The following is a 13,053-nucleotide window of genomic DNA, read 5'->3' as shown; positions in this document are numbered from 1 at the left end:
TTACAGTGAATGCCCAGTTGCCAGCGCCTGCTGGCGCGCGCGTTTCAGGGCGGCAAAATCTTGGTCCGCGTGGAACGAGGATCGTGTCAACGGCGTCGCAGAAACATGCAGAAAGCCTTTGTTGCGTGCGATCTGCTCCAGCTGTGCGAACTCTTCCGGGGTCCAGAACCGGTCTATTTTATGGTGTTTTGGAGTGGGTTGCAGATACTGACCCACTGTCAGAAAATCGACATTGGCTGCACGCAGGTCATCCATCACCTGGCGTACGTCATTCATGGTTTCCCCCAATCCAACCATCAGGCCGGATTTCGTGAAAATTTGTGGATTTGACCGCTTTGCGTCATCCAGAAGCCGCAATGAGGTGTAATAGCGGGCTCCAGGGCGCACGGTCGGATACAGGTGCGGAACAGTTTCCAGATTGTGGTTGAAGACATCCGGTGCTGCATCAAAAACGATATTGGCGGCATCGCCCTTGCCCAGAAAATCAGGTGTCAGAACTTCGACCGTGGTGTTGGGGTTCTGATGGCGCACGGCACGGATGGTCTGGGCGATATGTTCTGCGCCGCCGTCTGCCAGATCATCCCGGTCTACGGATGTGATCACAACGTGGCGCAGACCCAGCTTCGTCACTGCGGAGGCCACACGACCGGGTTCAAAGACGTCCAGCGTATCCGGTTTACCGGTTGCGACATTGCAAAACGAACATCCGCGGGTGCAAACTTCGCCCATGATCATCATGGTGGCGTGCTGTTTGGACCAGCATTCACCAATGTTGGGGCAGGCGGCCTCTTCGCAGACTGTCGTCAGGTCATGATCCCGCATCAGACGCCGCGTGTCGTAATATTCGGCGCTTTCGATTTTCTTCTTTCTGATCCACTTGGGCTTGCGCGGGATGACGCTGTCGGTGCGCTTGGCTTTTTCCGGGTGGCGGGGGCGGAGCTGGACAGTCATCTGGCGACCTCCTTATGCGTGGATCGCGCGGCCAAGCGCATCGAGACAGGCTTCCTTGACCGCCTCACCTATCGCCGGATGGGCGTGACAAGTGCGGGCGACTTCTTCGACTGTGATGCCTTGGGTCATCGCCAAAACCAGTTCAGCGATCAGATCACCACCATGGGCTCCGCAGATATGGGCACCAAGCAATGCGCCATCTGAAGCCATCAAAACCTTGACCGCACCATCCGTTTCACCGGTCGAACGGGCGCGTGAGTTGGCCATGAAAGCGAATTTTCCTACGGTATAAGGGGTACCCGCCTCTTTCAGCGCCTCTTCGGTTTGTCCAACCGAGGCGACTTCGGGGTCGGTGTAGACGACGCCCGGGACGGTGTCATAATCGACATGTCCGTGTTTCCCGGCCAGGAGTTCGACGCAGGCAACACCATCTTCTTCGGCCTTATGCGCTAGCATTGGGCCGGGCACGCAATCACCGATAGCGTAGATCCCCGGAACCGATGTCCGGAAACTATCATCTACCTCAATAAACCCGCGGGCATTGGTCGCGACACCCAGGTCTTCCAGGTTCAACCCGCGCGTTACCGGGCGACGTCCGATGGCGATCAGGACCTTGTCGGCTTCAAGCGTTTCTTGCTTGTCCTTGCCAACCCGGTCGAGGGTCAGAGCCAGGGCGGTGTCACCCTTGGTAATTGACTTCAATGCACGACTGAGTTGAAATTTTACCCCGCGTTTGGACAGTGCGCGTTGGGACAGTTTGGCGATGTCACCGTCAATGCCGGGCAGGATCCGGTCGAGGTATTCCACGACTGTCACCTTGGATCCGAGACGTGACCAGACCTGACCTAATTCAAGTCCGATCACGCCCGCGCCGATAACCACCAAGCGTTCTGGCACCTCTTCCAATGCCAATGCTCCGGTGCTGCTCAGCACATCCACTTCGTCGATGTCCACCCCAGGGAGAGGCGTGGGCTCCGAGCCGGTGGCGATTACAATATTCTTGGTGGTCAGGATCTGGTCGCCAATTTGAACCTGTCCGGCCGTCGGGATGCTGGCCCAACCTTCGATGTGATCCACACCGTTCTTTTTGAACAAGAAAGCGATACCTTTCGTCAGGTCACCGACGATCTTGTCCTTGCGGGCCATCATGGCATTCAGGTCCAAACCAATCTCTCCGACCGAAACGCCGTGGGAGGAGAGATGAGAAAGCTCGGCGTATTTTGCCGAAGAGGTCAGTAGGGCCTTGGAGGGGATGCAGCCGACGTTCAGGCATGTGCCGCCCAGCGTCGTGCGCCCTTCGACACAGGCAACTTTGTGTCCCAGTTGCGCGGCGCGTATCGCCGCCACATAGCCGCCGGGGCCTCCGCCGATCACCACCAAATCATAGTCGCTCATGATTTCCCTCTCTGAACGAAAACGTTCCAATTTAGGAATGTATGCACCAGTATGCGTCGTTGCGTTCCTATAGGAAACTTTTCCACAATAATCAACAAAAGAAATGTAGGGGAAATTTTGACTATGTGATGTATCAAAGCTAAGCTGGCCGGGGAGCAGGAGAAAACGCCAAATGGAACCCGTACAAGCAGAAGAAATTGGCCCCCTTGTCGAAGGTATGGAGGCGCCAGATGGCGAAGTTCTGGGTCGCATGATTCGGGAGGCGCGCAAGGAAAAGGGCCTGACTTTGGAGGAGGCGGCCAAGTCTGCCGCCATTGGCCGGTCGACATTGTCCAAGATTGAAAACAATCAGACCAAACCCAGTTTCGAAATCATCCGCCGCCTGATGCAGACGCTTGAACTGGAAACCCCACAGCTGTTCGTGCAGTCAGCCAAGAGCGATATTTCGGGGCGCCGTGATTTTACCCGCCTGGGGCAGGGCGAGCATCAGGAGACGCGCACCTATGATCACGAACTGCTCTGTACCGAACTGACCAGCAAACAGATGTTGCCCTATATCAGCACGATCAAGGCACGCGATGTCAGTGAATTTGACACATGGGTTCGTCACCGCGGCGAGGAATTCATGTATGTCATCAGCGGCGAAGTGACACTGTATACAGAACACTATCGTCCGTTACCCATGCGGGCCGGGGACTCAGTATACTATGACAGCGGTATGGGGCATGGCTGTGTGTCCACCAGCGAAGAAGATGCCAAGGTTCTTTGGGTGTCGTTGCAACTGTAGATGCAGCGGGTTCTGGGGCGATCTGCAAGGGTGTCAGTTGGATTGAATGACCAAACTGGAATTGACTGTTTGCCTGCTGGTCTATCCTGATAACCCAATCCCGGTGATTATTCGGAGTTCAACCATGACACATCGGATCAACGCTTTCGGACAGCCGATTGGCCAGGAGGTTCCCAATTGGCATCCGCGTTCGGTGCCTGATCGAAAACCGATGCGTGGCCAATACTGCGACCTGATTGAATTGAATCCGGTACAACATGCCGATGACCTGTTTACCGCCTTTCAGACGGGCAAACAGGACGGGCTGTGGACCTATATGTCTGTTGGCCCATTCTCTACCAAGAATCACATGCAGGCCTGGCTGGTGTCCATTTCGGCACAGAGTGATCCTGTCTATTACGCGATATTGGATCGCGACACCGGGCGTGCCATTGGGGTCGCCAGCTATATGCGCATCAAACCGGACGCTGGAAGCGTCGAGGTCGGGGGGATCGCGTTCTCCCCTCTGTTACAGTGTACACGTGGCGCGACTGAGGCCATGTTCCTGATGATGCGGCATGTTTTCGATGACCTTGGGTACCGACGCTACGAATGGAAGTGCGACGCTCTGAATGAAGCCTCGAGGCGGGCAGCTGAGCGTCTGGGGTTCAGCTATGACGGTTTGTTCGAGCAGGCTTTGGTCTACAAGGGAAGAAACAGGGATACCGCGTGGTATTCCATATTGGATCGGGACTGGCCCCGGATCAGCCGAGCTCTTTGTCTGTGGCTTGACCCCCAGAATTTTGACGAGGCAGGAAGACAAAGAGAACGGTTGACCGACATGATCCAGATTACATGACTGTGTTGGAATCCTGTTACTTCAATTGAAATAGCTGCGCACCAATGCCCCCGCAATCAGGCTCCACCCGTCGGCAACTACAAAGAATGCCAGCTTGAAAGGCAGGGATACGATGGCCGGCGGTACCATCATCATGCCCATAGACATCAGGATTGCTGCGACAACCAAGTCGATGATCAGGAAGGGTAGAAAGACCAAAAACCCGATTTGAAAGGCGCGCGAAATTTCAGACAGCAAAAAACTGGGGATCAGGATCGAAAGCGGTGCCTGATCCGTAGGCTGACTGGTGACATCATAGTTTCGCAATGCTGCCATGCTGTCCAAGGTGACGGGGTCGACTCTGTCAGACATGAAAACCCTAAAAGGCTCTAAAACCCGTGGAATTGCAGCTTCGATGTCTATCTGCTCCTGCAGCAAGGGGTTGATCCCGATCTCCCAGGATTTGGAAAAAACCGGCTCCATTACGAAGTAAGTCAGGAACAACGCGAGACTTACGATCAACATGTTGGGCGGGGATTGCTGCAATCCGATTGCTTGGCGCAGGATCGAAAGAACTGTGACCAGAAACGGGAAGCAAGTGATCGTAATCGCGAGCCCGGGTGCCAGGCTGAGAACCGTGATCAGAACGATCAACTGAATGGAGCGCGCCGAAATAGACCCGTCGTCCGTGAGCGATAGAGACAGTTCCTGTGCGTGGCTGGCCTGAGGCATAGCCAGGCATATCGCAGTCACCGCAATCCCAAAAAGGAGCCGAAAAATCATCCCAATCCACTTTGCAGATCTGCGATTTCAGTCAAACGTACTGCCAATTGCCCAGAGTCCGAACCTTCGACTTCTTCCAGCAATCCGCGTGCGATCAAGCGGTCGCCAATAAACAGATCCACCGGATCTTCGACCTTTTTGTCGAGCGGCAGGATTGCATTCTCCCCGAGATTGACCAGATCCCGGATCAGGGGCCGGGCCTTGCCGACACAAACGGTGACTTCGATCGGGACGTTGACAAACGGGTTTCCCGGATCGTGGGTCGCCGCACGGGTCGCGTCTTGGTCAGCCATGTTTCAAATCCTCTTGGTTCTGATAAAGAAAAGTATCGATCGATTGACGGATGCTGGTAACCAGCGAGTCGCAATTGATTTCTCTCTCGCGGTTTCCGATCCGGACATAGGCCTGTCCGGCACCCAACAGCGGGTCGCCTTCGATTCGAGCATTCATGCCTGCTTGCTCGGATAGAACGGATTGGACGACGGCCTTGTCGTTTGGTGAGACGACGACAAACACGGGTTGCTCGGCCTGGTCGCGCCCCATTTTTGCCATTTCCTCGGCAATATGGTGACCAAAGCTGAGCGCCATGGTTTCTGGTAGAACAACGTCAGCCAACCCACGAAAAAACGGAGTCAAACAGTCGGTCATCTGCGTAAGCGCCTCGTTGTAGGTAAAGGAAAGATCTTCCAGGTTGCTTGCCAAGTTAGCGGATATTTGACCGGTCTCTTGATCTCGGGCTTTGACTGCGTCGTCCCATCCTGCACTGTATCCCTGTTCAAAGGACGCAAGCCGTTGATCTTCCAGCGCGTCCTCACTCAACGTGAAAATCTGGCTGCCATCAAAAGGAATGGCAAAGTCTTCTAAAAGATGTGCGATGGTCATCAAACTTTCTCCTCACTCTCTTCGAGCCAGCCTCTTAGAATCTCCACCGTTTCTTCCTGACGTTCACCAATCATTGCCCGAAGACGGTCAACCGGGTTTTCTTGTGGGTCGCCGAGCGCCGGGAGAGAGGTTGTTGCAGCTGGCGGTCGGGACGCGGAGTCAAACGCGTCGCCGGTCGGGTCGATTTCTCCGGTCAGAACTGGTGCATCACCGGTAGAATTTGCGTTGGTGGACACAGGGAGCGGGGTCAATTGACCTGGTGCCGGGAGCGCGGCATTGGCAAAAACCGGGCGAATGACGAAAAGACCCAAAACAAGACTGACAAGTGCAAGAACTGCCAGCTGTATCAGGGACATGGCGTCAAAAAACACATTGTTCAAAACTGATGAACTCACCACTGTTCCCTGTGGTTCAATGCGGGGTAGATCCATGGATTTCAGGGTGATCACATCGCCGCGTGTCTCGTCAAACCCGACTGCCGAGGCCACAAGTTCCCGCAGCGCCGACAGTTCTTCTTCCTGACGGGGTTCAAAAATCAGGTTTCCGTTTCCATCGTCTGCAGTTACCCCGTTGACCAACACAGCCACCGACAGCCGTTTGGTTGCACCGGGCGCACGAATGATTTCCGATTCCGTTTCGGAAATCTCATAGTTGACCCGTTCCCGGGTCGAACTCGTGCTTGCCTTGGAACCTTCCCCTGCTGCGGCATCCCCATCCGGCAAGTTTGAAGCAACGGTAACCGCCTGGGATTCGTTGGTTGAAGAGTCAGAACGCTCTTCGACATCTGTGCTGATAGCGATCCGGCTGTTGGGGTCTATTCTCTTTTCCCGGATCGACTCGGTTTCGGTTACAGTATCAACGCTTACTTCCACGACGGCATTTCCGGCTCCGACCCGGGCTTCGACAAGCCGCAAGACGCGTTCGCGCAGCATTTGGGCGCGGTCATCCCCTGTCGACCCCACAGCTGCAACCGTTGAGTCTGTCGCCCCTATCATCGTACCATTTGCGTCGATCACAGCGACGTTCGACGCGTCCAACCCAGTCACCGCGGAAGCGATGAGGTGTCGGATGGCCGTTGCCTGAGTACCCGTGATCGCGGCCCCCAAGGGAACGACAGAAACGGAGGCCGTTGGTTCCGCTGTGCGTTGAAATGGATTTGAGGCCGCGTTGGCCAAATGCACGCGGGCCTGACTTATGTGAGGGCTTGCCACAATTGTGCGCGCCAACTCTCCTTCTTTGGCGCGCCAATATGCTGCATCAAACATTTGCGAGGTTGTTCCAAATCCGCTGAGCGAATCAAGCAATTCATAACCTTTGCCGCCATTTGCTGGCAGCCCCTCGCTGGCCAGCGTCATACGTAATTCATCACGCTGGTTCGATGGCACATAGATCGAGCCCCCCCGAACTTCATAAATTGTTCCGCGTTGTTCAAGAGAACGGATGACGTCACCGGCCGAGCCGCTTTCCAGCCCAGCATACAGCAATTGCATCGTCGGGGCTGTTGCGACGCGTGACAATAAAAGAACGCTTAGAAACATCGCCATCGTGGCACCCACCACGATAATCCGTTTACGCCCATCCAAACTTGCCCAGATAGTTCTGATCTGCTGCACCTTATCCTCCGTCATGCCGACATTCTGCGCGGCGTGTCCCGAACTTGATGGATCGGCCTTAACATTCGGTTAGTCCCTCAACGGTTATGAAGGAGGAACAGAGAGTTTGAGGAAATCTATGACTGACGCAGTTGCCGATACGGGCCCGGATGCTGGTGATCCATCAACGAAACGGGGGAAACTTCCTCTAATCATTGGGGTGATCTTGGCTGTGATTGGGGGCGGAGGTGGCTTTTATGCCGCCCAGTCCGGGTTATTGCCGTTCGGATTCGGCAACGAAAATTCGGAATCATCGGATTCAGCGGAACATTCTACGGAGATGCCAGTGGAGGCACTGGCCGACCCAATGACCGATATTAGTGAAATCGCCTTCGTGCCCCTGGACCCTATTCATCTCTCTATGGGGCAGGGGCGCGAGGCACAGCAGCTGCGGATGGTTGCGCAGTTGGAAGTACGCAGTGACGCGCAGGCGGACGTTGAAAAACTGCTGCCCAGGGTAACAGATGTGCTCAATAGCTACCTGCGGGCTCTTAAGGTGAGTGATCTTCAAGACCCCGTTGCGCTCACTCGAATTCGATCACAGATGCTGAGGCGGATCAATATTGTCACCGGTCGTGGGCGTGTGAGGGACTTGTTGGTCATGGAATTTGTGCTGAACTAGGAGGCATAAGGTGGAATTGATTGCAGATATCCTGCTGGCAGCGGGGGCGTTAGGTGCAGGTTTTTATTGCTTTGTATTGGCGCGAAGATTGAATCGTTTCAATGACTTGGAGAAGGGAGTCGGGGGCGCTGTCGCTGTTCTTTCGGCGCAAGTTGATGATTTGACCAAAACACTCTCGGCTGCCCGCGATGCGTCGCACGGTTCTGAGGAAGCGTTGCAGGACTTGACGATGCGAGCAGAAGGTGTCGCGCAAAGGTTAGAGTTGATGATGGCTTCGATGCACGACATGCCCGGGCTGGAAGATGTAGACAGCCCCAAGCCGAGCTCCGTAGAGCAACCTCATAGTAGAGAGCCAGCTGAACCCAAGCCGCAGCCTGCAAAGCCCGGCCTGATGTTCATGCGGCATGAGCGGAAGCAACAGGGGGCAGCCTGATGAAAACCAAACGAGCATCAAAAACAGGTCGCCCGTCGCGAATTGGTACACTTTTCGTACTGGCGGTTCTTTTGTCCGGCTCTGCGGTTCTCAGATTGGGTTTGGAAGCGGGGCCAGCAATTGCAAGGGAATTGATGCCAGACACGGCAGAGGAAAAAGAGGCGGGTGCGGAGGATGAAATGCCTTTCCGGTCCGATAGCCAGGTGAATCCAGACTTTCACGCGATGCTAACGGCATTTCGTGAGAGGGAGGCGATTCTGGAGGCTAAGGAGATCGAAATTCAAGATCGGATGCGCGCCTTGGAGATCGCCGATCAGGCGATCGAGCAGCAAATGGCCGCTTTGGTTCAGGCCGAAGAACAGCTCAGAGCGACACTGACATTGGCAGATGGTGCTTCTGAAAATGATTTGGCCAAGCTCACGACAGTCTACGAGCAAATGAAACCAAAGGATTCGGCGGCGTTGTTTGAAGAAATGGACCCGGATTTTGCGGCGGGATTTCTGGGACGAATGAAGCCCGATGCAGCAGCCGCCATTCTGGCAGGGCTGGCACCCAACACCGCCTATACTATCAGCGTCGTGATGGCCGGAAAAAATGCGAATGTCCCACGAGAATAAGCGGCCTTCCTGACACGTTTTTTTAACCCCAGTCGGGAAAACTCTATTTAGAGCAGAACCCAGGAGATCCCGCATGATCGGTGTTATTGGTATTATAACGATCTTTGCCATGGTGTTTGGCGGCTATCTCGCCGCTGGCGGCAAGATGGCAATCATCCTGAAGTCTTTGCCTTTCGAAATGATGATGATTGGCGGCGCTGCCGTTGGAGCATTTTTGATTGGCAATGACATGGGCGGGGTAAAACATACTGCGAAGGACATCGGAAAGGTCTTCAAGGGGCCAAAGTGGAAGCCAGACGATTATCGTGATCTACTGTGCCTGCTGTTTGCATTGATCCGGGTCGCCCGTGCCAATCCGGTGGAGGTTGAACAGCATATTGAGGATTCGCAAAATTCTCCGATCTTTTCAAAATATCCCAAAATTCTGCAGGATCGGGAAGCAATCGATCTCATTTGCGATACCATGCGTTCTGCGTCCATGAATTATGATGATCCCCATCAGGTCGAAGAAGTCCTGGAAAAGAGGATGGAGGCGAATCTGCACCATGCCTTGCATTCCAGCCACGCGCTGCAAACCGTCGCAGACGGGCTGCCAGCTTTGGGGATCGTTGCGGCGGTTCTCGGGGTTATCAAAACCATGGGGTCGATCGACCAGCCGCCCGAAGTTCTAGGCAGGTTGATTGGTGGGGCTTTGGTTGGAACGTTCTTGGGAGTGTTTCTAGCCTATGGTTTGGTTGGCCCATTCGCAGCAAAGGTAAAGGCAGTCGTTGAAGAAGACGGTCACTTTTATCAGCTGATCAGGGAGGTTTTGGTTGCCAATCTTCACAACCATGCCGTTTCGATTTGCATCGAAGTGGGGCGGCAAAACACTCCGTCTCATATTCGACCAGGATTCTCAGATCTCGAGGAATCGCTGAAGGCAATTAAGCAGGACGCCGCATGATGCGCCTGCTCTTCTTCTTGGTTATGTTTCTGCTTGGTCCGGGATTTGCGCTTGCTGAAACATTCCGAAGTGTCGTTCGATCGGGCGCTCATGATGGATTTACCCGACTAGTTCTAAAAGTCCCTGACCAGGTGAAATGGAGTGTTGCTACCAATGGTCAGGCGGCAACAATTTCCGTGGATAGCCCAGAAATTATTTTTGACACTTCGAAAGTTTTCTCCAGAATTGGAAAGCAACATCTTTTGGCCTTGAGGCAAGTTTCAAAAGAAGGTGATCTTCAGTTGGATTTGGCCTGCCGGTGCGATATTTCAGGATTCATGCAAGAGAACTCGTTTCTGGTAATTGATATCCGTGAACCAAAGCGGACACTTTGGGAATCACGAGAAAAATTTTTCCCAAAAAGTGGAGTTTCGTACCGATTTAATATGGATGGAGTTAGAAGCGTTGAAGAAACTGCAGGTGTTGAAAGAACGTTTGCCCTTAATGGGGGGTATGGCCGATTAGATCTAGACTCCACAGTTGCAACTATGCAGGAGAACAAAACGACATCACCTACGTTAGTACTTCCATTCAATATCAAAAATCAAGAATTTCAAAAATCCAATGACAATACAGAGAAGTACCTCGACGGGATGCTGTCACGCGCTTTGAGTCAAGGCGTTTTACAGCCGCAAACAAACACTGTGGCGACGGAAGATTATTCTGGATTGTCGGCACATAAAGGTGAGCTTTCGTTAATCGAAAATATTAACGCATCAACGGTAATTGACCGGGATTTTCAATCCTCTTTGGAAGGTACAGCAGGACGCCCATCGGATGTTGTGTGTCTATCAGAGGAAATCACTGACATAAACTCGTGGATAAATGACGGGGCCACATTTGATCGGGTGAGTGAAATCAGGTCAGAAATATTTGGAGAGTTTGACGTTCTTGATGAAGAAAAGATCAAGCAACTTGCCAGGCTGTATATCTATTTGGGTTTCGGTGCAGAAGCAGAGCAAGTTCTTCAAATTCTTCCTGAAAACAATGTGGAAGCGACCGTTCTGCCAAGTTTGGCGAAAATCGTGGATGGTCGAAAAGTAGATTACCCCAGCCCATTCCAAGACCAGAGCGCCTGTCCTGGATCTGGGGCATTGTGGACGGTTCTCGCAGCGGGCCAGATATCGGACCGGACTGATACGGAATCCGTATTGAGAAGCTTTGCAAGTCTGCCTTCTCATTTGCGAGAGAACTTGGGTCCGAAATTGAGCCGCATGTTTGTAGACCACGGAAACAAGGATGCGGCTGAGGCAGTTCTCCGAGCCGTCGCCAGGTTGGGCGGCGAACCAACATCGGACCTCAGCCTTGCACAAGCAGAGATTGCTGGGCTCAGTGGGCGTTCGACGTTGGAAGATGAGAAGCTAATAGAAACTGTCAATTCGGCGGATATAAATTCTGTCGAAGCCTTGGTGCGCCTAATAGGGAAGCGTTGGGAAGTCAGAAAACCACTGACACCAGACGTTTCGGACCTGATTTCTTCCTACGCGCTAGAATATCGTAAGGATGCGCTTGGGCCGGAAGTCAGGCAGGCTGAAATCATCGCATTGGGGATGGCTGGAGATTTTGAAAGTGTCTTTGAGCGCTTGGCAATTATCCGGGAGATTGATGGGCGGTCTCATGTGAATACCGCTCTCGTGCCTGCGCTATTTGCGTTAACAGAGCAGGCCGACGATGTGACGTTCCTACGCCATGCCTTCCAGGTCGCGACTTGGGAGTCATGGCCAGAAGAAGCGAACGTAATCCTTGCTTTGGCCCGTAGGCTTTCGAAAATGGGGTTCTCAGGCCCAGCTCGTGACTTTCTTGAACAAGCGCATTTTTCCGGCGATGAACGGAAAGAAGCAAGCCTTTTGCTAGGTCAAACAGCATTGGATCTCGATCTTCCACATCGCGCCATGATCGATTTACTGGGCGTCCAGGGACGGGAAGCGAGCCGTATTCGAGCGCAAGCGATGATGTTGAATGGCGATTTCTCTGACGCTGCAAACCTGTTTGTTCAAAATGAGGACGTCGATCAGGCACTACGTAGTGTGTGGCATTCCGGTGAAAAACCCGAAAACCTGGGTAACGTATCGGGTAGGTATGCAGGTTTCGTTTCGCTCTCTGATGCTTTGATCGACCCAGTTGGGGTCCGATCTGATTTGCCTCCGCTGGCCAGTGCACATGAACTCGTCGCAGAAAGCACGAGCATAAGACAGAACCTACGTGAGTTGTTGCAGGATACGCCTGCACGCTGATTTTATTCAGATTTTGTTTTCCCTTAGCGCATCAATGGTCATCTTTTGTAAACATCAACGCACTTAAAATCGACCTAACTGAATGCATCATAGGTCGCGCAGAATGCCGAGAGCCAATATAATCAGGCGTGGTGACGTACAGCCGCCAAAACGTAAATGGACTGTACTTTCCTTAGTGGTTTTGGGGTTCCCGGTTTGCGCTCATGCGATAACCCCTCAGGTTAGCGGGTTGTCTACATGTGACCAGGCAGCCTTTGAAGCTGCAAGTCGCTCTGGTGTTCCATATGATATTCTTCGGACGATCACTCGGCTGGAAACTGGGCGCCACAGACAGCCGGATGGGCTCCAGCCTTGGCCGTGGACGGTCAACATGGAGGGGGCCGGTCATTGGTTTGCCGACAAAGATCAGGCTTTGGCATTTGTATTTCGACACTTCAAACTTGGTGCGAGAAGTTTTGATTTGGGGTGTTTTCAGATAAACTTTAAATGGCATGGAAGTGCATTTCAATCAATCGAAGAAATGTTTAACCCCATGTCGAATGCTGATTATGCAGCATCTTTTTTGAAATCTCTATATGTGGAATATGGAAATTGGGAGGAAGCGGCAGGCGCTTACCACTCCCGAACTCCAAAATTCGCAGTTGCATATTCAGATCGCTTTGAAAAAATGCATAGCCAATTGAAGGACGCGAAAATTGTAAGCGTTCGAGCCGTTTCAAAAACGCCCTCGCATGAAAATACATGGTCGGTGAATGAAAATGGCGCTGTAAGCGCATTGATTTCAGGATCCTCACCCAGGATGGGATCTTTGGTTCCCATGGGCGGGCGCTCTAATACGACACGTGCCACAATAGAATTTCAATAGGGGTATTGAATCGTGTTTCAGATTTCTGGGAAA

The 13,053-nt window shown here is 53.0% G+C and carries 14 protein-coding genes; 8 read left to right on the top strand and 6 right to left on the bottom strand.

Annotation, left to right across the window (positions count from 1 at the left end; genetic code table 11):
• A complete protein-coding gene (gene lipA / locus QEZ52_RS00880; protein WP_406647094.1) occupies positions 1–951 on the bottom strand; it encodes a lipoyl synthase in 951 nt (316 codons plus the stop codon).
• Positions 952–963: 12 nt separating this feature from the next.
• Positions 964–2,346, bottom strand: coding sequence for a dihydrolipoyl dehydrogenase (gene lpdA / locus QEZ52_RS00875; RefSeq protein ID WP_406647092.1), 1,383 nt, complete (start codon positions 2,344–2,346; stop codon positions 964–966).
• A 172-nt stretch (positions 2,347–2,518) separates the two neighbouring features.
• On the opposite strand from lpdA, the gene QEZ52_RS00870 reads away from it, so the two are divergent.
• Together QEZ52_RS00870 and QEZ52_RS00865 are read left to right on the top strand one after the other, a co-directional pair.
• Complete coding sequence (locus tag QEZ52_RS00870) at positions 2,519–3,133, top strand: helix-turn-helix domain-containing protein (RefSeq protein ID WP_406647090.1); 615 nt, start codon at positions 2,519–2,521, stop codon at positions 3,131–3,133.
• A 124-nt stretch (positions 3,134–3,257) separates the two neighbouring features.
• Positions 3,258–3,971 (top strand): GNAT family N-acetyltransferase, encoded by a 714-nt coding sequence (locus QEZ52_RS00865; protein ID WP_406647088.1) that lies wholly within the window; start codon positions 3,258–3,260, stop codon positions 3,969–3,971.
• Between the two features lie 21 nt (positions 3,972–3,992).
• Here the strand turns inward: QEZ52_RS00865 and fliP are convergent, their stop codons facing one another.
• From fliP to fliF, 4 genes are read right to left on the bottom strand one after another with little or no spacing between them, the layout of a single operon-like run.
• Positions 3,993–4,733: a flagellar type III secretion system pore protein FliP gene (gene fliP / locus QEZ52_RS00860; RefSeq protein WP_406647085.1), complete on the bottom strand. Its 741-nt coding sequence runs from the start codon at positions 4,731–4,733 to the stop codon at positions 3,993–3,995.
• Complete coding sequence (locus QEZ52_RS00855; RefSeq protein ID WP_406647081.1) at positions 4,730–5,026, bottom strand: FliM/FliN family flagellar motor C-terminal domain-containing protein; 297 nt, start codon at positions 5,024–5,026, stop codon at positions 4,730–4,732. Before QEZ52_RS00855 ends, fliP begins: the two co-directional genes overlap by 4 nt.
• Positions 5,019–5,615, bottom strand: coding sequence for an ABC transporter ATP-binding protein (locus QEZ52_RS00850; RefSeq protein ID WP_406647079.1), 597 nt, complete (start codon positions 5,613–5,615; stop codon positions 5,019–5,021). The genes QEZ52_RS00855 and QEZ52_RS00850 overlap by 8 nt, the downstream gene beginning before the upstream one ends.
• Positions 5,615–7,243: a flagellar basal-body MS-ring/collar protein FliF gene (gene fliF / locus QEZ52_RS00845; protein ID WP_406647077.1), complete on the bottom strand. Its 1,629-nt coding sequence runs from the start codon at positions 7,241–7,243 to the stop codon at positions 5,615–5,617. The genes QEZ52_RS00850 and fliF overlap by 1 nt, the downstream gene beginning before the upstream one ends.
• Positions 7,244–7,346: 103 nt before the next feature.
• Between fliF and fliL the strand changes: the two genes are divergently transcribed.
• The 6 genes from fliL to QEZ52_RS00815 all read left to right on the top strand — a co-directional run bounded on the left by fliL (position 7,347) and on the right by QEZ52_RS00815 (position 13,020).
• Complete coding sequence (gene fliL / locus QEZ52_RS00840) at positions 7,347–7,889, top strand: flagellar basal body-associated protein FliL (RefSeq protein WP_406647075.1); 543 nt, start codon at positions 7,347–7,349, stop codon at positions 7,887–7,889.
• 10 nt (positions 7,890–7,899) lie between these two features.
• Complete coding sequence (locus tag QEZ52_RS00835; RefSeq protein WP_406647072.1) at positions 7,900–8,322, top strand: hypothetical protein; 423 nt, start codon at positions 7,900–7,902, stop codon at positions 8,320–8,322.
• Positions 8,322–8,939 (top strand): MotE family protein, encoded by a 618-nt coding sequence (locus QEZ52_RS00830; protein ID WP_406647070.1) that lies wholly within the window; start codon positions 8,322–8,324, stop codon positions 8,937–8,939. Before QEZ52_RS00835 ends, QEZ52_RS00830 begins: the two co-directional genes overlap by 1 nt.
• Positions 8,940–9,012: 73 nt before the next feature.
• Entirely contained in the window at positions 9,013–9,882 is an 870-nt protein-coding gene (gene motA, locus QEZ52_RS00825; protein WP_406647067.1) for a flagellar motor stator protein MotA, read from the top strand.
• Positions 9,879–12,155: a hypothetical protein gene (locus QEZ52_RS00820; RefSeq protein WP_406647065.1), complete on the top strand. Its 2,277-nt coding sequence runs from the start codon at positions 9,879–9,881 to the stop codon at positions 12,153–12,155. The genes motA and QEZ52_RS00820 overlap by 4 nt, the downstream gene beginning before the upstream one ends.
• Positions 12,156–12,525: 370 nt before the next feature.
• Positions 12,526–13,020, top strand: coding sequence for a transglycosylase SLT domain-containing protein (locus QEZ52_RS00815; RefSeq protein WP_406647063.1), 495 nt, complete (start codon positions 12,526–12,528; stop codon positions 13,018–13,020).
• The last annotated feature ends 33 nt before the right edge of the window (positions 13,021–13,053 follow it).

It is taken from the genome of Aliisedimentitalea scapharcae, from assembly GCF_045277565.1.
Classification (GTDB): domain Bacteria; phylum Pseudomonadota; class Alphaproteobacteria; order Rhodobacterales; family Rhodobacteraceae; genus Aliisedimentitalea; species Aliisedimentitalea scapharcae.
Note: the sequence above shows the minus strand (reverse complement) of the source record. Positions and strands in the feature narration are given on the sequence as shown.